Annotated in this window: 18 protein-coding genes; 14 read left to right on the forward strand and 4 right to left on the reverse strand. The window is 60.1% G+C overall.

Features of this window, described 5'->3' with window-relative positions; translation table 11 throughout:
• Positions 1–372: 372 nt before the first annotated feature.
• From ASD46_RS21470 to ASD46_RS21520, 11 genes are all read left to right on the forward strand, one after another.
• Positions 373–1,545 carry an ABC transporter substrate-binding protein gene (locus ASD46_RS21470; protein WP_025595026.1) on the forward strand — a complete coding sequence of 391 codons (1,173 nt, stop codon included), beginning with the start codon at positions 373–375 and terminating at the stop codon, positions 1,543–1,545.
• An 82-nt stretch (positions 1,546–1,627) separates the two neighbouring features.
• Complete coding sequence (locus tag ASD46_RS21475; RefSeq protein ID WP_013762353.1) at positions 1,628–2,491, forward strand: branched-chain amino acid ABC transporter permease; 864 nt, start codon at positions 1,628–1,630, stop codon at positions 2,489–2,491.
• Between the two features lies 1 nt (position 2,492).
• Positions 2,493–3,500, forward strand: a complete 1,008-nt coding sequence (locus ASD46_RS21480) for a branched-chain amino acid ABC transporter permease (protein ID WP_025595027.1) — start codon at positions 2,493–2,495, stop codon at positions 3,498–3,500.
• Entirely contained in the window at positions 3,497–4,261 is a 765-nt protein-coding gene (locus ASD46_RS21485) for an ABC transporter ATP-binding protein (protein WP_013762351.1), read from the forward strand. The genes ASD46_RS21480 and ASD46_RS21485 overlap by 4 nt, the downstream gene beginning before the upstream one ends.
• Positions 4,242–4,958, forward strand: coding sequence for an ABC transporter ATP-binding protein (locus ASD46_RS21490; RefSeq protein WP_013762350.1), 717 nt, complete (start codon positions 4,242–4,244; stop codon positions 4,956–4,958). Before ASD46_RS21485 ends, ASD46_RS21490 begins: the two co-directional genes overlap by 20 nt.
• Positions 4,959–5,144: 186 nt before the next feature.
• A complete protein-coding gene (locus ASD46_RS21495; protein ID WP_004430982.1) occupies positions 5,145–5,960 on the forward strand; it encodes a MurR/RpiR family transcriptional regulator in 816 nt (271 codons plus the stop codon).
• Positions 5,961–6,130: 170 nt separating this feature from the next.
• A complete protein-coding gene (locus ASD46_RS21500; RefSeq protein ID WP_035200205.1) occupies positions 6,131–8,047 on the forward strand; it encodes a bifunctional 5-dehydro-2-deoxygluconokinase/5-dehydro-2-deoxyphosphogluconate aldolase in 1,917 nt (638 codons plus the stop codon).
• Positions 8,044–9,870, forward strand: a complete 1,827-nt coding sequence (gene iolD / locus ASD46_RS21505; RefSeq protein WP_035200203.1) for a 3D-(3,5/4)-trihydroxycyclohexane-1,2-dione acylhydrolase (decyclizing) — start codon at positions 8,044–8,046, stop codon at positions 9,868–9,870. The genes ASD46_RS21500 and iolD overlap by 4 nt, the downstream gene beginning before the upstream one ends.
• 1 nt (position 9,871) lies before the next feature.
• A complete protein-coding gene (gene iolE / locus ASD46_RS21510; RefSeq protein ID WP_060642660.1) occupies positions 9,872–10,780 on the forward strand; it encodes a myo-inosose-2 dehydratase in 909 nt (302 codons plus the stop codon).
• A 100-nt stretch (positions 10,781–10,880) separates the two neighbouring features.
• Positions 10,881–11,693: a 5-deoxy-glucuronate isomerase gene (gene iolB / locus ASD46_RS21515; RefSeq protein ID WP_013762346.1), complete on the forward strand. Its 813-nt coding sequence runs from the start codon at positions 10,881–10,883 to the stop codon at positions 11,691–11,693.
• 145 nt (positions 11,694–11,838) lie between these two features.
• Positions 11,839–12,966: a Gfo/Idh/MocA family protein gene (locus tag ASD46_RS21520; protein ID WP_060642661.1), complete on the forward strand. Its 1,128-nt coding sequence runs from the start codon at positions 11,839–11,841 to the stop codon at positions 12,964–12,966.
• Positions 12,967–13,099: 133 nt separating this feature from the next.
• On the opposite strand, the gene ASD46_RS21525 is transcribed toward ASD46_RS21520, so the two are convergent.
• The 3 genes from ASD46_RS21525 to ASD46_RS21535 all read right to left on the reverse strand — a co-directional run bounded on the left by ASD46_RS21525 (position 13,100) and on the right by ASD46_RS21535 (position 16,026).
• A complete protein-coding gene (locus ASD46_RS21525) occupies positions 13,100–14,062 on the reverse strand; it encodes a 2-hydroxyacid dehydrogenase (protein WP_013762344.1) in 963 nt (320 codons plus the stop codon).
• A gap of 299 nt (positions 14,063–14,361) precedes the next feature.
• Complete coding sequence (locus ASD46_RS21530; protein ID WP_004430963.1) at positions 14,362–15,384, reverse strand: LacI family DNA-binding transcriptional regulator; 1,023 nt, start codon at positions 15,382–15,384, stop codon at positions 14,362–14,364.
• A gap of 132 nt (positions 15,385–15,516) precedes the next feature.
• On the reverse strand, positions 15,517–16,026 hold the full coding sequence (locus tag ASD46_RS21535) for a MarR family winged helix-turn-helix transcriptional regulator (RefSeq protein WP_004430960.1): 510 nt from the start codon (positions 16,024–16,026) through the stop codon (positions 15,517–15,519).
• 79 nt (positions 16,027–16,105) lie between these two features.
• Between ASD46_RS21535 and ASD46_RS21540 the strand changes: the two genes are divergently transcribed.
• The 3 genes from ASD46_RS21540 to ASD46_RS21550 all read left to right on the forward strand — a co-directional run bounded on the left by ASD46_RS21540 (position 16,106) and on the right by ASD46_RS21550 (position 19,383).
• Complete coding sequence (locus tag ASD46_RS21540; protein ID WP_060642662.1) at positions 16,106–16,906, forward strand: creatininase family protein; 801 nt, start codon at positions 16,106–16,108, stop codon at positions 16,904–16,906.
• 115 nt (positions 16,907–17,021) lie between these two features.
• Positions 17,022–18,146 (forward strand): CobW family GTP-binding protein, encoded by a 1,125-nt coding sequence (locus ASD46_RS21545; RefSeq protein WP_004430957.1) that lies wholly within the window; start codon positions 17,022–17,024, stop codon positions 18,144–18,146.
• A gap of 244 nt (positions 18,147–18,390) precedes the next feature.
• Positions 18,391–19,383, forward strand: a complete 993-nt coding sequence (locus tag ASD46_RS21550; RefSeq protein WP_060642663.1) for a WD40 repeat domain-containing protein — start codon at positions 18,391–18,393, stop codon at positions 19,381–19,383.
• Positions 19,384–19,599: 216 nt separating this feature from the next.
• On the opposite strand, the gene ASD46_RS21555 is transcribed toward ASD46_RS21550, so the two are convergent.
• Positions 19,600–20,781 (reverse strand): MFS transporter, encoded by a 1,182-nt coding sequence (locus tag ASD46_RS21555; protein WP_013762339.1) that lies wholly within the window; start codon positions 20,779–20,781, stop codon positions 19,600–19,602.
• Positions 20,782–20,886 lie beyond the last annotated feature (105 nt).

The following is a 20,886-nucleotide window of genomic DNA, read 5'->3' on the forward strand; positions in this document are numbered from 1 at the left end:
CAAATGAAATTCAAAATATGCTTCGGGAGACTACGGACAATCCCCTTAGAACTGGTTAAGGCACCGGGATTACGTGCATATTATCGTCATTTTCCGGCCCCGTGGAGCAGGGCATTTTTCATAACGGCGGCATTTGGAAGCAGCATGCTGCAACGGGACCTTTCGTGATGGCTGCAGCGGCTGCGGCAATTGAGAATCGCCAGACTATCCCTATTGTATGATCCAATATCGGGCAGAACCGGATAAGGTAGCAATCCATAACCATCAGGTTATTTATTGCCCCCTTTTTTTTCATTTTACTTTGGCCATCGCACTTACCAGTTTGACTGGCTGGATCGGTGGAGGGAGCCACGGATCAATTGGGAGGAAATCATGAAATTACGGATCACCGCCGCAATCGCGGCCATCTGCTTCAGTTCCGTTGCCTATGCCGAGACGATCAAGGTCGGCGTGGTCGGCCCGTTCTCCGGCCCCTTCGCGCTGCAGGGCAAGAACTTCAAGGCCGGCATAGACGCCTGGTTTTCGCTTCACGGCAACAAGGTGGGCAATGACACTGTCGAAGTCGTCTACCGCGATGTGCCGCAGGCCGATCCGGCGCAATCCAAGGCGCTGGCGCAGGAGCTGGTTGTAAAGGAAGGCGTGCAATATCTCGCGGGCTTCTATTTTACGCCCGACGCCATGGCGGTTACGCCACTTCTGAAACAGGGCAATGTGCCCATGGTCATCATGAATGCGGCCACCTCGGCCATCGTTACCAAAAGCCCCTATGTGGTGCGCACCTCGTTCACGACATGGCAGACATCCACGCCCATCGCCAAGGTGGCTTTTGATGGCGGCGTCAAGAAGGTCATTTCGCTGGTCAGCGATTACGGCCCGGGCGTTGACGCGGAGAACGCCTTCAAGGCAGCCTTCACCGCCGCTGGCGGCGAAGTTGTGGAGAGCATTCGCATGCCGCTTTCCACCAATGATTTCAGCCCCATCATGCAGCGCGTGAAGGATTCCGGCGCACAAGGCGTCTTCGCCTTCCTGCCCTCCGGCCCGACGACGCTCGGCTTCGTGAAGGCCTTCAACGACAACGGCCTGAAATCATCAGGCATCAAGCTTTTCGCGCCGGGCGATCTTACACAGGAATCGGATCTGCCGGCCCTTGGCGAAGCAGCACTCGGCATGCAGACTACCTTCCACTATGCCGTCTCCCACGATTCAGCCGAAAACAAGACCTTCGTGGAGGCCGCAACCAAGGCCATTGGCAATCAGAAGGAACTGTCCTTCCCCGCGGTCGGCGCGTTTGACGGCATGTATGTCATCACCAAGATGATCGAGGCGACCGGCGGCAAACAGGATGCGGAAAAGGCTGTCGAGGCGGTGAAGGGCCTTTCCTGGACAAGCCCGCGCGGCCCTGTCAGCATCGATCCGCAGAGCCGCCACATCACGCAGAACATCTATCTGCGCGAAGTCTCCAAGGGCGATGACGGCAATTATTACAACAAGGAAGTCCAGACTTTCGAAAAACAGGGCGATCCGGGCCTTGCCGCCGCCAAGTAAGTATTGAGACGGAAATGACCGGCGCCGCCTTTTGCGGGCGGCTCCGGCACGGGCGCAAACGCATCGGGAGGAGCTTTCGAACATGCAGACGGTCTTCAGCATCCTTGTCGATGCGCTTGCCTATGGCATGGTGCTTTTCATCATCTCCATCGGCCTATCCGTGACAATGGGGCTGATGCGTGTGGTCAATCTCGCCCACGGCGCCTTCGCCATGATCGGCGGGTATCTCGCCTCCTATGCCGCCCATGGCCTCGGCCTTGGTTACGCGGCGGCAATCCTCGTTGCGATTGTCGGCACCATCGTGATCGCCATACCGCTTGAACGGTTTCTCTACCGGCGCATCTACGGCGCACCTGAACTGACGCAGGTGCTGATGACCATCGGCATCACCTTCTGCATCATCGGCATCGCCAATTTCGTGTTCGGGCCAACGCTCAAAACCATTCCGCTGCCGCAGGAACTGGCCGGTCCCACCGATCTCGGGTTTCGCACCATCGCCACCCACCGCATCTTCGCCATCGTCGCTGGCCTCGTGGTGGCGGCGGCACTTTGGTTCACGTTCGAAAAGACCGCCTTCGGCATCAAGCTGCGGGCAGCGGTGGACAATGCGGCCATGGCAGCAGCCCTCGGCGTGCGCACCGAAATCATCTATGCCGTTAGCTTCGCCATCGCCGTCGGCCTTGCGGCCATGGGCGGCGTCATCGGCGCAGAATTGCTGCCGGTCGAACCCTATTATGCGCTGCGCTACATGGTCACCTTCCTGGTGGTCGTATCAGTCGGCGGCGCAGGCTCGATCCCCGGCGCGCTGATCGCCTGTCTGCTGCTTGGCGCCATCGATACGACCGGGCGGTATCTTGCCCCCGAATATGGCGAATTCTTCTTCTATCTGGCGGTCATCGTGATCATCACGCTGTTTCCGCGCGGCCTTCTTGGAAGGGCGAAATGAGATGGCGGTGCTCATGAACGACCTCACTGAAACGGCAAAACCGCCGAAGGCCCGCTCGCCCCTGCGCGCGATTGGCGGTCCGCTGCTCATCATCATCGCCGCCATCGCCGGTTACTTCCTGTTTCCGGATAATCTGGCGCTGTTGACGCGCATCATCGCGATAGCGCTTCTCGTGCTCTCCATCGATCTCGTTACCGGCTATTGCGGCGTGGCGACACTTGGCCATGCGGCCCTTTTCGGTGCTGGCGCCTATGCCGCCGGCATTGCCGCTGCCCACTACGGTATCACGGACCCGCTTCTCATGACCCTCATCGGCGCAGCAGTGGGCGGCATCGCGGGATTGCTGTCCGGCACCATTCTGTTGCGCGCGCACGGCCTGCCGCAACTGGTGCTGTCCATCGCCGTCGTCCATCTTTTCCATGAGGCGGCCAACAAGGCGTCGGACTGGACGGGCGGCAGCGACGGGCTTGCCGGCGTCTCGCCCGATGCGCTGTTCGGCACCTTCGAATTCGATCTTTACGGCCGCACCGCCTATATCTACGGCGTCTGCCTGCTGCTTCTTGTTTTTCTGGCACTTCGCGTCGTCGTCAATTCGCCCTTCGGCATGCTGTGTCGCGGCGTCAAGCAGGACAGCATCCGCATTCAGGCCATGGGCGGTTCGGTCAATGGCACGATTTTGAAGATGTTCGTGATATCAGGCATCGTCGCCGGAATCGGCGGCGCGCTGAACGCCATCTCCACGCAGGTGGTCGGCCTCGACAGCCTCAGCTTCACGCTGTCTGCCGAAGCGCTAGTCATGCTGGTTCTCGGTGGCGCGGGCTCGCTTTATGGCGCGCTGATCGGCACCGTCACCTTCATGTGGTTCGAGGACGTCGTTTCCGCCGCTAACCCGTTCCACTGGCTCACAATCGTCGGCCTGCTTCTGATCGCCGTCGTGCTGTTTGCGCCACGCGGCCTTTATGGCGCGGGCGAACAGATCATCGCGCGCCTGCGGGGAGATCGCAAATGAGCGCTATTTTCGAAGTTTCCGGCCTGCAGAAAAATTTCGGCGGTCTCGTCGTTACCAACAATGTCTCGCTGTCGCTTTCGCCCGGCGATCGCACCGTGCTGATCGGCCCCAACGGCGCCGGCAAGACCACATTCGTCAACCTCGTTACCGGAAACATCAAGCCATCCGCCGGAACCGTGCGGATTGCCGGAGAAGACGTGACGGGGCTCAGCGCCAGTCAGCGTGTGAAGCGCGGACTTGTCCGCTCGTTTCAGGTGACGCGGCTGTTCCAGGACATGACGCCGGAGGAACATGTCGCACTCGCCATTCTGCAAAGGGAAGGCAGAACGGGCCGGATTTTCGGCCGTTACCGCGCCATGCCAACGGTGATGAGCGAGGCGCGCGACATTCTCGGAACGCTTGGCCTGCTTGCCATCGCCGAAACCCGCGTTCGTGAAATCGCCTATGGCCAGCAGCGGCTGATCGAGATCGCGCTTGCCATGGCGCTCAGGCCCAAAATCCTGCTGCTTGATGAACCTGCCGCCGGCGTTCCCTCGACGGAGACGGCGCGTATCGAACAGGCGCTCGATCGCCTGCCCGCCGACCTCGCCATATTGATGATCGAACACGACATGGATCTGGTCTTCCGTTTCGCCAGACGTGTGGTCGTGCTCGCCGCAGGCGCCGTCATATTCGACGGTTCGCCTGGCGAAGTCACCAGCAACGCAGAAGTCCGCCAAGCCTATCTCGGAAGTTACGCCAATGCCCGCAGCGCCGCTTGAAATCGCCAACCTGACCGCCGGTTACGGCCCCACCCGTGTCATCGAGGGTCTGTCGCTCTCCGTTCCCGCCGGTTCGCGTTTCGCGGTGCTCGGGCGTAACGGCGTTGGCAAGACGAGCCTGTTTGCCACGCTTGCCGGGCAGACGAAACGATTTGCCGGTGATATCCATCTCGGCGAGCAGGACATCACCGCCCTGCCGAGTGCTGCCCGCGCCCTCGCCGGTCTCGGTTACGTGCCGCAGACCCGCGATGTCTTTCCGACACTCACAGTCGAAGAAAACCTCTTCGTCGGCCTCAAGGGCCGGCCGAAATCAGCCATCGAGGAAGCCTACACGCTGTTTCCGCGCCTGAAGGAAAGACGCCGCAATCTCGGCTCGCAACTCTCCGGTGGCGAGCAGCAGATGCTTTCCACCGCTCGCACCATCCTCGGCCAGCCGCAGGTGCTGCTTCTCGATGAACCGCTCGAAGGTCTCGCCCCTGTTATCTGCGAGGAACTGATGGCGGCCTTCTCGAAACTCGCGCAATCGGGCGAAATGACCATTCTTCTCATCGAACAGCGCATCCAGATGGCCATCGACTTCGCCGACCACGCCATCATCATGGAACGCGGCCGCATCGTCTGGTCAGGACCGTCCGACGATCTTGCGGCGAACCCGGATATTGTTGATACGCATCTTGGTGTGGGTGGATTGCACTGACCCAAAAGCGTCAATCACCCCCTCTTCATCGTTCCGGCCTCGAGCCGGAATGATGAAAGTTAACCCGATCACACACCGCAACAAACCCCGATCCCGCTTCATGATCCGTTCGTAAAAAACACAATGGAATAAAAATTCCATTGCAGTTAAAGTGCACACGATTTCAATCTGCACAAAGGAACGACAATGACGGCAATCGATGCGCCAGACTCCGTGAAGGCTTTTGAGGAGCGGTTGCTTCAGGTCGCGGAAGGCCTGCCGAAACGATTACGTCAATGTGCGGATTATGTCGCGTCCAATCAGGATCGCATTGCCGTTTCCACCGTCGCCGAAATGGCAGAAGGTGCCGGCGTGCAGCCGTCTGCATTCATGCGCTTTTGCCAGATCATGGGTTTTTCCGGCTTTTCGGAGATGCAGCGCCTGTTTCGCGATTCCTATGTCGGCGGCTGGCCGGATTATGCGACCCGGCTGGACCACCTGCGCGAAAAGGGCGACGAGAGCGCGTCGGGCCTGTTGGCGGAGTTCGTGGAGGCTGGCCGTTCTTCATTGGAAATGCTGCTGAAATCGGTCGATACACGGCAGCTTGACGAGGCGGTCTCGGCGCTGGCACAGGCGCGCACCGTGCATATCATCGGTTTGCGGCGCTCCTTCCCCATTGCCAGTTACCTCGCTTACGCCTTCGAGAAAATGAAGGTACCTGCGGTTTTGCACAGCGCCGTCGGTGGCCTCGGCAACCTCAGCGCCATCTCCCGCGATGACGCGCTGATTGCGATCACCTTCTCCCCCTATTCGGCTGAAACGCTGGAACTGGCGGAAATGGCCCGCGCCAATGGTATTCCGGTCGTCGCCATGTCCGATTCGGCCGTCAATCCGCTGCGCAAGTCCGGCGCGACGCTACTCACGGTAACGGAAATCGATTTTGGCGCATTCCGCTCGCTTTCCGCCACGCTCTGTCTCGCCATTACACTCGCTGTCGCTGTGGGAACGCGCAAAACAGCCTGAATATTTTTATTGAAAACATAAAAAATAGAATTTATGATCCAAATTCATGAAACGGGCATTCCATAATTGTCCGTCTCGTGAATGCACCCGAAGGTGGTGAGACAGAAAGTGGGCGGAGGAGGCCCACTGACATCAGGCTCCCTCAATGCGGGGTCCGAAGGAGGAAGCTTTTGAAAAAACTTGACCTTATCACGATCGGGCGCTCGTCGGTCGACCTTTATGGTTCACAGGTCGGCGGCCGGCTGGAGGACATGGCCTCCTTTGCCAAATATATTGGCGGCTCCCCCACCAATATTGCGGCCGGCGCTGCGCGGCTCGGCCTTGCCAGTGCCGTCATCACCCGCGTTGGTGACGAGCATATGGGCCGCTTCATCCGTGAACAGCTGGTGCGCGAAGGCGTGGACGTACGCGGCGTGAAAACCGACCCGGAGCGGTTGACGGCGCTGGTGCTTCTCGGCATTCGCGACCAGAACCAGTTTCCGCTGATTTTCTATCGCGAGAACTGTGCCGACATGGCGCTCAGCGAAGACGACATCGATCCCGCCTTTATTGCCGAAGCAGGCTGTGTCTGCGCCACCGGCACGCATCTGTCGCATCCGAAGACGGAAGCGGCCGTACTGAAGGCGCTGAAACTTGCCCGCGAAAACGGTGCGAAAACAGCGCTCGACATCGACTATCGACCCAATCTCTGGGGTGTTGCCGGCCATGGCGATGGCGAAAGCCGCTTCGTGGAATCGCAGAAGGTCACCGCCAAGCTGCAATCCACCCTGCATCTCTTCGATCTGATTGTAGGCACGGAAGAAGAATTCCACATTGCCGGCGGCTCGACCGATACGCTGGCCGCACTGAACGCCGTACGCAAGGTGTCGAACGCGACGCTGGTGTGCAAGCGTGGCCCGATGGGTGCTTCGGTTTTCGCCGGCGAAATTCCGGCAAGCCTGGACGATGGCGAGACGGGCGAAGGTTTCCCGATCGAGGTCTTCAATGTTCTCGGCGCGGGCGATGGTTTCATGGCCGGGCTTTTCCGTGGCTGGCTGCGCGGCGAGGACTGGCCGACAACGCTGAAATACGCCAATGCCTGTGGCGCCTTTGCCGTTTCCCGCCACGGCTGCACGCCCGCCTATCCGAGTTGGGAAGAGCTGCAATATTTCTTCAAGGCCGGCATCCGCAACAAGGCGCTGCGCAAGGACGAGGCGCTGGAACAGGTGCATTGGTCAACCAATCGCAAGGGCGAATGGGACACAATGCGCGTCTTCGCCTTCGACCATCGCATGCAACTGGAAGCGATCGCCGACGAACTCGGCATTAAACATGAGCGCATCGGCGCCTTCAAGAAGCTCTGCCTCGAGGCCGCGCAAACGGTCGCCGGTGGCAAGGCGGGTTACGGCATTCTCTGCGATGGCCGCCTCGGACGCGATGCGCTTTTCGCAGCCAGCGGCTCCGGTCTGTGGATCGGCAGGCCGGTGGAATGGCCGGGTTCGCGCCCGCTGACGCTGGAACCGGAACTCGGCAAGGATTTCGGCGGGCTTTCCGAATGGCCGCTGGAAAATGTCGTCAAGGTTCTGTGCTTCTATCACCCGGATGATACCGACGAAATGCGCGCCGCGCAGGAGGAGACGGTGATGCGTCTGTTCCAGGCGACACGCCGCAACCGGTTGGAAATGCTGCTCGAGGTCATTCCCTCCAAGGTCGGCCCGACCGACGATCTGACCGCCGCGCGCATCATCGAACGCTTCTACGAGATCGGCGTTTATCCCGACTGGTGGAAACTGGAGCCGATGAAAACCAAAGCCGCCTGGAAAAATGCCTGCGACGCCGTGCATCGCAACGATCCTTACGTGCGCGGCATCGTCGTTCTTGGTCTCGACGCACCGCAAAGCGAGCTGGAGGAGAGCTTCCGCCTTGCCGCCGGTTTCGATCTGGTCAAAGGTTTCGCGGTTGGCCGCACGATTTTCGCCGACGCCGCGCGGGGTTGGCTCGGTGGCAAGATCACCGATGAGGAAGCGGTGAAGGACATGGCGCAGCGCTATACCAGCCTGTGCCGCATATGGGATGAGGCGCGCGCCAAAAAGGGAGAGGCAGCGTGAAGACAATCAGATTGACGGCTGCGCAGGCTATGGTTCGTTACCTCGCCGCGCAGATGAATGAGCATGGCGAGACCTATATTGCCGGTGTCTGGGCCATCTTCGGCCATGGCAATGTCGCCGGCATCGGCGAGGCGCTTTATGGCATTCGCGAGGAACTGCCGACCTATCGCGGCCAGAACGAGCAATCCATGGCGCATGCGGCGATTGCCTATTCCAAGCAGCTGCGTCGCCGGCGGGCAATGGCGGTCACCTCCTCCATCGGCCCCGGTGCTGCCAACATGGTAACGGCGGCAGCGCTCGCCCATGTCAACCGCCTGCCGGTTCTTCTCATCCCCGGCGATGTCTTCGCCAATCGCGGTCCCGACCCCGTGCTCCAGCAGCTGGAGGATTTCGGCGACGGCACGATGACGGTGAATGACTGCTTCCGCCCGGTTAGCCGTTATTTCGATCGCATCATGCGCCCGGAACAATTGCTGACCGCCCTTCCCCGCGCCATGCGCACCATGACCGACCCTGCCGATTGCGGCCCGGTAACGCTTGCCTTCTGCCAGGACGTGCAGGCGGAAGCTTATGATTATCCCGTCAGCTTCTTTGAAAAGCGCGTCTGGCGGCAACGCCGCCCGGAACCGGATGTGGTGGAATTCGAAGAGGCCGTCGCCGCGCTGAAGGCTGCGAAGAACCCCGTCATCGTTGCCGGCGGGGGTGTGCATTTTTCCGGCGCCACCGAAACGCTGAAGCGTTTTGCGGAAACCCATTCCATTCCGGTCGTCGAAACGCAGGCCGGCAAATCGGCACTGGCGTGGGATCACGATCTCAATTTCGGCCCGGTCGGCGTCACGGGTGCCGAAAGCGCCAATATCATAAGCGAGAAAGCCGATCTGGTGTTCGGCGTCGGCACCCGCTTTCAGGACTTTACCACCGGTTCCTGGGCGCTGTTCAAGAACCCGGACCGCAAGATCCTCGCCCTCAACGTGCAGCCCTATGACAGCGCCAAACACGATGCGATCAGCCTGACGGCGGATGCGAAGATCGGTCTCGAAAAACTGTCGGCCGCCCTTGGCAGCCACCGCTTCACGGCACCGGATGCCAAGCTCAAGGCGGCATGGTTCGAGAAGGCCGATGCCGATACGGCGGCACCGGGTGAGGAAAACGCCAACAGCCTGCCCACCGACATGCAGGTGATCGGCGCCGTGCAGCGCCAGTCGCGCGACAATACCGTCGTCATGTGCGCGGCGGGCACCATGCCGGGTGAGCTGCACCAGTTGTGGAAATCCAAGCTGCCGCTTTCCTATCACATGGAATACGGCTTCTCCTGCATGGGCTATGAGGTTGCCGGCGGCCTCGGCATCAAGATGGCGGAACCGGACCGGGACGTGATCGTCATGGTCGGCGACGGCTCCTATATGATGATGAATTCCGAGCTTGCGACATCGGTTGCCATGGGCGTCAAGATCACGCTCGTCATCACCGATAACAGGGGTTACGGCTGCATCAACCGGCTGCAAATGGAAACCGGCGGCGCGGAGTTCAACAACCTTTACGCCCACACCAACGTCAACCCCATCGCCATCGACTTCGTCGCCCATGCCGGCTCTATGGGCGCGGATGCGCGCAAGGTTTCCACCATCGCCGAGTTGGAAGCGGCGCTTGCGGCTGCTCGCGAATCCAGCCGCACGACTGTCATCGTCATCGATACCGACCCCTATCCGACCCCGCAGGCCGGTGGCCACTGGTGGGATGTGGCGGTACCCGAAGTTTCCGACCGGGCCGAAATCGGACCGGCGCGCGCGCGCTACGAAAACCATATCAAGGAAAGACAGTAAGATGATCCGTTACGGAACCAACCCGATTGCCTGGTCCAACGACGACGACCGCACGCTGGGCGCCCATATCAGCCTTGAACAATGCCTCGACGAAACCGCCAAGATCGGCTTCGACGGCATCGAGAAGGGCCACAAGTTCCCGACTGACCCGGAAGGCCTGAAGGGTGTGCTTGCGCCGCGTAGCCTTTCCTTCGTCTCCGGCTGGCATTCGCTGAACCTTCTGACCGACAGCATCGAATCCGAAAAGAAGGCCATGCAGCCGGCGCTCGATCTGCTGAAAGCCATGGGCTCGAAAGTCATCATCGTCTGCGAGACCTCGAACGCCGTTCACGGTGCCGACGACACGGCGCTGGTTGACCGTCCGCGCCTTGCGGCCGAGGACTGGGCGAAGTTCGGCGCGGGTGTGGAGGCGCTGGCGGCCTATGCTGCCGAACAGGGCATCACCCTCGTCTACCATCACCACATGGGAACCGTGGTCGAGAGCGAAGACGAAATCGACCTTCTGATGAAGCATACCGGGCCGAAGACCCATCTGCTCCTCGATACCGGCCATTGCCTGTTCGGCGGCGGAGATCCCGTGCGCGTCGCGCAGAAATACATGCACCGCGTCGGCCATATCCACGCCAAGAACGTGCGGCCGGTGATTGCCGATCAGGTTCGGAACGAGCGGCTTTCCTTCCTCGAAGGCGTTCGCCGCGGTGTGTTCACCGTGCCGGGTGACAGCGAGGGCGGCGTAAACTTCCCGCCGGTTCTGAAAATTGCCGCCGAGCACAATTACAGCGGCTGGCTGGTCATCGAGGCCGAACAGGACCCGGATGTGCGCAACCCCTTCGAATATCAGAGCCTCGGCCTGAAATCGCTGAAGGCTTTTGCGCGTGAGGCCGGACTGGACAAGGCTCAGGCGGCTTGAGGCCCTTTACTCCCTCATCCCTGTGACAAGCACAGGGATGAGGGAAACGCGGGAATAGCCGCCCGAAAAATTGAACGACTGACCAAAAAGGAACACCAACATGACCTCACTTCTGCGCAAGCCGGTCGCGACAAGCGGCAAGGTGCACGACATCACGCCCCAAAGCGCGGATTGGGGTTATGTCGGTTTCGGCCTTTATCGTCTGAAGCCCGGTGAAACCGCAGCCGAGAAGACTGGCGATACGGAAGTCATTCTGGTGCTTGTCGAAGGCAAGGCGAAGATTTCCGCCGGGGGCAAGGAGTTCGGTGAACTCGGCGACCGCATGAACGTGTTCGAGCGCAAGCCGCCGCACTGCGTTTATGTCCCCGCCGGCTCCGAATGGTCGCTGACGGCCACGACGGATTGCACCGTCGGTGTCTGCACCGCACCGGGTGAAAAAGGTAGCCGCGAAGCGCAACAGATCGGTCCCGATGGCGTGCAACTGACCGAGCGCGGCAAAGGCGCCAATACGCGCTACATTTTCCCCATCGCCATGGAAGAACGCGATGTCGCCGATAGTCTCCTGGTGACGGAAGTGTTCACCCCGTCGGGCAACTGGTCGTCCTATCCGCCGCACCGGCATGACGAAGACAATTACCCCGATATGACCTATCTGGAAGAGACCTATTATCACCGTCTCAACCCGGCACAGGGTTTCGGTTTCCAACGCGTTTTCACCGAGGATGGGTCGCTGGACGAGACCATGGCTGTAGCGGACGGCGATGTCGTGCTGGTTCCCAAGGGACACCACCCCTGCGGCGCGCCTTATGGCTACGAAATGTATTATCTGAACGTGATGGCCGGGCCGATGCGCAAATGGCGCTTCAAGAACCACCCCGATCACGACTGGATTTTCAAGCGCGACAATCCCTGAGGCATGCCAGCGTCCACGGCACCCTCCTCATCCCTGTGCCTGTCACAGGAATGAGGGGCGAGGAAAGTCCGCGTCGCGATTGCCGTAGAGAAAAAAGCAATCGAACGTATTGATTTCATCGTAATGATTTAGGGGAGAAGAGACCATGGCCGCTCTTGGCGTTGGCCTTATTGGCACGGGTTACATGGGCAAGTGCCACGCTTTGGCGTGGAACAACGTCACCAGCGTTTTCGGCGATGTGGAGCGTCCACGACTGGTCACACTGGCAGAGGTCAATCCCGAGCTTGCGGCGAAGAAGGCCGCCGAGTTCGGTTTCGCCCGCTCGACCGGCGACTGGCACGATCTGCTTGCCGACCCTGAAATCGATGTGATCTCGGTCACCACACCCAATGCCTTTCACCCCGAAATGGCGATTGCCGCCCTTGATGCCGGCAAACACGTCTGGTGCGAAAAGCCGATGGCGCCTGCCTTCACGGATGCCGTGAAGATGCGCGATGCGGCCCGCCGTTCGGGCAAGGCGGCGGCCATGGGCTACAACTACATCCAGAACCCTGTCATCCGCCATATGCGCCGCCTTATCGACGAAGGCGCGATCGGCAATGTCTACCATGTCCGTGCGGAAATGGATGAGGACTTCATGGCGGATGCCACCCAGCCCTTCTACTGGAAGAGCGAAGCCTCCTCCGGCTATGGCGCGCTGGATGATTTCGCTGTTCATCCGCTGTCACTTCTGTTTTCCCTTTTCGGCCATGCCGAAAGCGCGATCACCGATATGGTGAAGCCTTACGAGACGCGGCCGCTAAGTGGCGGCGGCGAGCGCGCTGTGGAAACGCATGATCTTGCCAGCGTGCTTCTGAAGCTCGAAGGCGGCATTTCGGCGGTGCTGATCGCCAACCGCTCGGCCTGGGGTCGCAAGGGCCGTATCGCCATCCAGATTTACGGCTCCACCGGCTCGATCCTTTTCGACCAGGAGCGGATGAACGAATTCCAGCTCTACACCACGGACGGGCGCCCGGAGGAGCAGGGTTTCAGAACCATTCTCGCCGCCCCTCACCACAAGCCGTATGACCGCTTCATCCCCGCACCCGGCCACGGGCTCGGCTTCAACGATCTGAAGGTCATCGAGTGCCGGGAACTGATCGCGGCCATCGAGGGCAAGACGGCGCATATCATCGACTTCGAGGAAGGCCTGAAGATCGAGCGCAGCATTCATGCCATGGCCCGGTCCTTCGCCGAGGGACGATGGGTCGCGACGAGTGAGATTGCGGAATAGGCAGAGGCGGGGTTAGCGCGGAACTTTGCCTCTTTCGTCATGCTCGGGCCTGTCCCAAGCATCTGCAACCGATTGATTTAACGCTACGTAGTTGGATCCTCGGGACAAGCCCGAGGATGACGGCGGAGAGGTGTTATCCCTTAACCGGCGTTTCCGGCACCGGCGTCAGCACCTTGCCATCCCTAAACCAGCCGAGAATATTGTCGGCCACCAGATCGGCCATCGCATTGCGCGTCGGGATGGACGCAGAGGCGACGTGCGGCAGCAGGGAAACGTTCGGCAGTGACAGGAACGCTTCCGGCACCTTCGGTTCAGCGTAGAACACATCGAGACCGGCAGCACCCACCGCACCGCTCTTGAGGGCCTGCAAAAGCGCATCCTCATCGACGCTGGAGCCGCGTCCGACATTGATGAACACGCCCTGCGGACCAAGTGCCGAGAGGATTTCCGCGTTGATCGCCTTGTGCGTTTCAGGGGTGCCGGGCACGATGCAGATCAGCGTGTCGACAGCCTGCGCCATCTCCTTTAGCGAACCGTAATAGGTATAGGGCAGGCCGTCGCGCTTGCTGCGGGTATGATAGCCGATCTCCACCTTGAATGGCTCCAGCCGCTTGGCGATTTCCTGGCCAATGCGGCCCATGCCGAACAGGCCGACCTTGCGGCCGCGCAGGGAAAACGGCGAAAGCGCGAAGGGGCCTTCGCCAACCCATTTTCCCTCACGCAGCCAGGTTTCGGCCTGATAGAGACGGCGAACCGTGTTGATCAGCAGCGCAATCGTCGTGTCCGCAACTTCGTCGTTCAGCACATCGGGCGTATTGGTCACCACGATACCGCGCGTGGCGGCATGTTTGGCATCAACGCCATCATAACCGACGCCGAAATTGGCGATGATCTCGAGTTTCGGCAGCGCATCGATCCATTTGGCGTTGACGACGCCTGAAACGGCGATGGCATTAATGCGCTCAGCCGCACCATCAGGCAGAACCGGCTCAGCACCGGCGGGCACTGTCACGATCTCGACTTTGCCTTCGAGGCGTTCGAGCACGCGCGGGTTGATCTTGCCGGGAACGAGAACGACGGCTTGTCTGTCAGACATGGGTGGATATTCCTCCTGATTGCATTCCGATATCGTCAGAGCGGATTCATGGGCGAACCACTCGCCATCCCGCTCTTCTGGGCCGCGATCTTTTCAAACAACGGCGGCCGTGAAAAGGGCAATAAGGGGAAGCTATGGGGGCAGACGGAAGTTTCATGCCGTTTTTTTACGCGCCCGCCTCCGTCATGCCGCACTTGAGGCGCGCGTCGGCGGGGCGCAAAGAGTCTTTCCAGCTCAAGGGCTTGAGCTGGCTGGCTTTAGGCTGAAGGCCGGAATGACGAAAGAGAGGGAAACGCTGCTCAAACCCTCGGACGCACCGGCCCTGTCGACTGGCGGATGCGCATTTCCGGCTTGATGAGGTGCACGCCATCCGGCTCGTGGCTGCCCGCCAGCCTGTCCAGAAGCGCGCGCGCCGCAAGGCGCCCCACCTCGGCCTGTCCATTGGACACCGTGGTCAGCGCCGGCGTGGCGATGGCCGCCTCCTCCAGATCGTCGTAACCCGTCACGGAAATATCCACGCCCGCCACCAGTCCGGCGCGCGAAATGCCGTTCATCAGGCCGATGGCGACCAGATCGTTCCAGCAGACGGCAGCGGTGGGCTTCTGCGGCAGCGACAGGAAATGCACTGCGGCCTCGAAACCGCCCTGCTTGGAGCGTGGGCCGGGAATACGCAGGTTCGGATCGACCTCGATTCCCGCCTTGCGCAGCGCGTTGACATAACCCTGATAACGATCGCGGCCGGTCGAGGTCTGGTCGGTACCACCAACCATGGCGATGGTGCGATGGCCAAGACTGATCAGATGATTGGTCGCAAGCGAAATGCCATAGCTGTCATCGCCGCGATAGGTCGGCATGTCGACGCCCTCGAGCGAGCGGGCCACCAGAATGGCGGGCATGCCGTTTTCCTCAGCCAGCGTCATGTCCTCGATCGGCGTGCCGATGGCGGGCGACATGATGATACCATCAGAACCAAGTTGCAGCAGCGTTTCGATGAAGGTGCGCTGTTTTTCAACCGAATCATAATGGTTGGACAGAATGAAGGTCTGGCGGCTGCGATCCAGCTCGGTTTCGATGGCCTTGAGAATTTCCCCATAAAACGGGTTCATCACATCGTGGAACACCACGCCGATAATGCCGGAGCGCGAAGTGCGCAGGCTGGCAGCCCGGCGGTTGTAGATGTAACCGAGCGCCCGGGCCTGTTCCTTGATCTTGTCGCGAGTGTCAGAGGCGACCAGCGGACTGTCGCGCAATGCAAGGGAGATGGTGGCAGTCGATAGACCGAGGCTTTCGGCGATCGTCGACAGTTTGATCTTTTGTGCCACGGCATTTCTCCCCAAACCCATGTCATTGACAGACGTTTCTGTTTAAATCGCAATTAAACAATTTAAACAAAATCCGCAACCGGTTTAAGGAATATCAACAAAAAGACAGTGGTTTTTTAAAAACTCAACAAATTATTGAAGGTTGGTATCGATCACCTTGAGAAGTTTAACCACCGTCCTGATGTCCTTGGCCGAAAGCCCCTCAATCGCCCGCGCACCGCAATTTGCGATGGATACGTTGATATGTTCGACGCTTTTCAGGCCCGTCTCCGTCAGTTTCACCAGTGTTACGCGGCCATCCTCGTCATCGCCACTGCGCTCCACGAAGCCCTGGGCTTCCATGCGGCCGATGGTTCGCGTCATGGTCGGCGCCTTGACACCAAGTTTCTGGGCGATCTGCCCAGGCGTGAGGCTGCCTTCCTGCGCCAACGCCAGAATAACGCCGTCCTGCCCGGCATAAAGGCCGCTTTCGGCAAGGCTGTGGCTCAGCGCCGTGCGCATGGAACGGGCGGCCTGGGTGATGGATTGCGCCAGTTCCTCAGGGTTGAAATTCTCATCCCTCTTTTTGGCGTCCTTTACTTTCTTGGTGCCCTTGTCCTTTTTGGCGCCCTTGTCCTTATGCCCAGTTTTGTCCTTGCTCATATGCGAGTGCCTTTTACCCTGTGGCGGAACCGATATATGTTGCTGGAAATCCTTACCGAATGCACGCGCGGACTGCCAGATGCCAAACTCATACACGCATTATCACGACGAAAACGTAACAGACCCTCATCTTCGCGCAACAGGTGCAATTTCAGTGCTGCCGCTCGGTGCGCACGAACAGCACGGGCCGCACCTGCCCTTCGAGACAGACACGCTGATTGCGGCGGGCATTGTCTCCCGTTTGGCTGCTGTTTTGCCCGCCAGTCTGCCGGTCTCCTTCCTGCCGGTGGAGCCCGTTGGATATTCCATCGAGCACATGAATGTGCCGGGCACGAAGTCGTTGCGTTACGATGAGGCCGTTGAGCGCTGGCTCGGCATTGCTAAGGCCGAATATGAAAAAGGCGTGCGCAAATTCGTGATGTTGAACGCCCATGGCGGCAATTCGCCATTGATGACCATCGTCGCCACCGAGGCGCGCGCCCGCTTCGGTATGCTGGCGGTCGCCACCAGCTGGACTCGTTTCGGCGTGCCGGTGGATATCGTGAAGCCTGAAGACAAGGCGATCGATATCCATGGTGGCGATATCGAGACGTCGGTCATGCTGGCGCTTTGCCCGGAGCGGGTGGCGATGGAAAAAGCCGCCAACTTCCCCTCCCGCCAGAGCGATTTCGCCAGCCGTTTCAGGCATCTGCGTGCCTATGGTCCACACGCTTTCGGTTGGCTTATGGGCGACCTGAACCCGGATGGCGTTGCCGGAAACGCCGCCGCCGCCTCAGCCGAGAAAGGCGAAAGGATCATTTCCCATGCCGTTTCGGGCCTTGTCGAACTGCTTGAAGACGTCCACGCTTTTGACATAACGTTATTTCATAACAAAATTTGAAAAACTGCGCCGAAACCAGCCAGAATCCCTTTGAACTGCCCGAACGTCGCGCCTATATGGACGTCGACACTTATTCCTTGAGGCCTCAACCGGCCTTTCTCCACGCGAGGTTTCCATGACCGAAACAGCACCAGCCAAGCCCATTCCAGTCACCGTCCTGACGGGATATCTAGGCGCCGGCAAGACGACGCTTCTCAACCGTATCCTGTCCGAGAACCACGGTAAGAAATACGCTGTCATCGTCAACGAATTCGGCGAGATCGGCATCGACAACGATCTGATCGTCGAATCCGACGAAGAAATCTACGAAATGAACAATGGCTGCGTCTGCTGCACGGTGCGCGGCGACCTCATCCGCGTGGTCGAAGGCCTGATGCGCCGGCCCGGCCGATTCGACGGCATCATTGTCGAGACCACTGGCCTTGCCGATCCCGTTCCGGTCGCCCAGACCTTCTTCATGGATGACGACGTGCGCGCCAAGACCGAGCTTGACGCGGTGGTCGCACTTGTCGATGCCAAGCACCTGCCGCTGCGCCTGAAGGACAGCCGCGAAGCCGAAGACCAGATCGCTTTTGCCGATGTCGTTATCGTCAACAAGACCGATCTCGTTTCGCCGGAAGAAGTCGCCCGCATCGAGGATATCGTGCGCGCCATCAATCCCTCTGCGCGCATCTACAAGACCACCCGTTCCGGCGTCGATCTCGCCCGCGTTCTCGACCAGGGCGCCTTCAATCTGGAACGTGCGCTCGAAAACGATCCGCATTTCCTCGAGCACGGCCACGAGGATCACGCATGCGGTCCTGATTGCGACCACCACCACCATGATCATGGGCACGATCACGGCCATGACCACCATCATCACGACCATGATCACGCGCACCACGATCATGACCACGGCCACGATCACCACCACCATGGCGCCGCCTCCCCGATTCATGACGTAACGGTGCAGTCGGTGTCGCTGCGCGGCGGCGAAATGAACCCTGAGCGCTTCTTCCCGTGGATCCAGAAGGTCACCCAGACGGACGGCCCGAACATCCTGCGCCTCAAGGGCATCATCGCATTCAAGGGCGATGCGGAACGTTACGTGGTGCAGGGCGTGCACATGATCATCGAGGGCGATCACCAGCGCCCGTGGAAGGAAGGCGAAAAGCGCGAAAGCCGCCTTGTCTTCATCGGCCGCGAACTCGACCGCGAAAAGCTGGAAAAGAGCTTCAACGCCTGCCTTGCCACGGCTTGACATCCTTGACGGGGCACCGTGTCACCCTTGGTGTTTTCGGTGCCCTTCCTCACTTTCGACGTCATCCTCGGGCTTGACCCGAGGAGCCATTGCGGCCAGCATATGGATGGTCGAGTGATCCCCGGGTATGACCCGAGGACCGACCTTGACGCCACGGGTTGAAACCGCACCAACGGGTCTTCCCGACCTGGTCTGCGACCGAAATCCATCAATGACAAACACATAGACGAAAGACCGATGCCCCATGCCGACTGTTGCCCCGCTTGATATCGAAGGCCACGTGGTCTCGACCCATTTTCTCGGCGACATTCCGCTGTTTGCCACCGCCGCCGGCACCATTCACCGGCTGGATGGCGGCGAGAAGGTCACTGAGGCGCATGAGGGTCTGCTGACCTGCATCCGCGATCCCTATAGCGCCACGCTGCTTTCCGGCGGCGAGGACGGGCGCGTGCTGCGCATTGGCCATGATGGCAGCCTCAGCGAGATCGCCAATGTGCCGCGCAAATGGGTGGGCGTCGTTGCGGGCGGACCGCAGAAGGCGGTCGCTTATGGTGTCGGCAAGTCCAGCTTCGTGCGCCTCTCGGACGGCACGGTCAAGGAATTCAAGGAAGAACGCACGGTGGAGGCAATAGCCTTCGCGCCCAAGGGCCTGCGCATTGCCGTTGCACGCTATAACGGCGTGACGCTGCATTGGGTGGCGAGTGCAGGCGATCCGGTCGATCTGGAATGGAAAGGTGCCCATACCGGCGTCACCTTCTCGCCTGACGGTAAGTTCCTCGTCACCACCATGCAGGAAAACGCCCTGCATGGCTGGAAGATGGAGGCCACCAAGGGCGGCATGGAAGCCCGCCATATGCGCATGACGGGTTATCCCGCCAAGGTGAAATCCGTTTCGTGGTCGGCAAAGGGCAAGTGGCTCGCCTCATCAGGTGCCCCGGCCGCGATCGTCTGGCCGTTTTCTGGCAAGGACGGCCCGATGGGCAAGGCACCCGAAGAACTCGGCAACCGCGCCAACATCATGGCTACCAATGTCGCTTTTCACCCGCTGGAAGATGTGCTGGCCATTGGCTTCATTGACGGCATGATCCTTGGCGTGCGGCTTGCGGATGGCAAGGAAGCCCTGCTTCGCCGCCCCGGCAAGGGCGCCATTACCGGCATGGACTGGAGCGCCACCGGCAAACTGCTCGCATTTGCCTCCGAGGCAGGCGACTGCGGCATTGTCGATATTTCGGCGTAAGGACAGCAACAGGCGCACGTCCGGTTTCGACGGATGGCTCGATACGGCTCAATATCCGCCCTCATTCCTCTGCTCGTCACGGGAATCTAGCCAGCCCAAGTCCTTGGGCTGAAAGGGGCTCTTTTCGGACGCAGACGCGCATCGACTGGATTCCTGTGACAAGCACAGGGATGAGGGCTGATAGGTGTCAGCGCCAGAAACCTCGGCGTTGTCTCGCTATTCGCTGACCTGACGCCGCGTCAGGAACAGCAGCAGCAGGGCTGCCCCTGCACCAACCGAAGCAAGTCTGATCGACGTACCGAAGCTTGCATATTGCGACACAAACCCCATAAGCGGCACCGCAAACAACCCGGCAAGGAAAATGGAATTCATGTAGAGCGCGGTCGCCCGCGCGGTGCGTCCGCGCGCAAAGCCCTGCACGAAGGTGAGGCACGTGCCGGCGCAAAGCCCGTAATAGGCCCCTTCAAGTGCTGCTCCGAACAACATGGCCGGAAGGGTCTGGACCGAGGCTATGACGTTGAAGGCGACGATTGCCATCACCGCAGAGATGCAAAGAAGGATGCGGGCGCTGACCCGGCGCATGATCCTTGGCGCAAGCAGGATCAGCAGAACCTCCATCGCGCATTTGACGCTGAGCGACAGGCCCGGCACGTAATCCGGCAGGCCCACCTCGCGCACCAGAAATACCGGCAGGGCCGAGGCGCACAGGGCGTGGGCGAAAGACATGCAGAAGCTGGCCGCTGCCGCCATCAACAATGGCAGGTTGCGCCGCGTATCGTTGTCGCCCTCTTTCCGTCGTTCCATCGGGCACGTCTGGCCGCGCGGCACGAAGGCAAGGGCAAGACCGCCCCAGATGGCCGCCATCAGCATGGCATTCATGAACACGGCCTGCGCACCGGCAAGATCGAGGATCAGATAGGCGGCGGCCGGAAGCAGCATCCATGCCAGCGACACCATTGTCCGCAGAAAGGCGTTATAGGCAGGTGCATCCAGTGCTTTTACCCGGCCATAATAGCGACCATAACTGAAAATCAGGGTACTGGCGGCGTTGGAAAGCCCCATTCCCGTTGCCGTCACCGCCACGAGCAATGCCAGATGCCCGGAGGTCGCCGCCGCCGCTGCGATAAAAGCACCAAACACAGAGAGCAGCAGCAATGGCCGCACCCGCACACCGGCATCGACACGTTCGCCATAAGTGCGGCTGGCGATGATCGAAGCAACCATTGCCGTCACGCTGTAGAGACCAAGCGTGGCCGGCGGGTGACCAAGGACCTGTATGATGTAAAAACCGATAAATGGCACAACAGCCGCATTGGTGCCGCCGGCGATGAAGACCAGCACGGCAATCATATAGGCCTGACGATCAAAAACGCCCGGCGAGGTGTTTTTCTGTAGCATGGGAGAATCGACTGGAGATCGGCAGCGGGAAGTGGATTGATGCCACCATCACACCAAAAGGGTATGCTGTTCAAGCCCGAGCGGAAGGCGATGTGTGTTTTCGTT

The organism is Rhizobium sp. Root491 (assembly GCF_001427205.1).
Classification (GTDB): domain Bacteria; phylum Pseudomonadota; class Alphaproteobacteria; order Rhizobiales; family Rhizobiaceae; genus Agrobacterium; species Agrobacterium tumefaciens.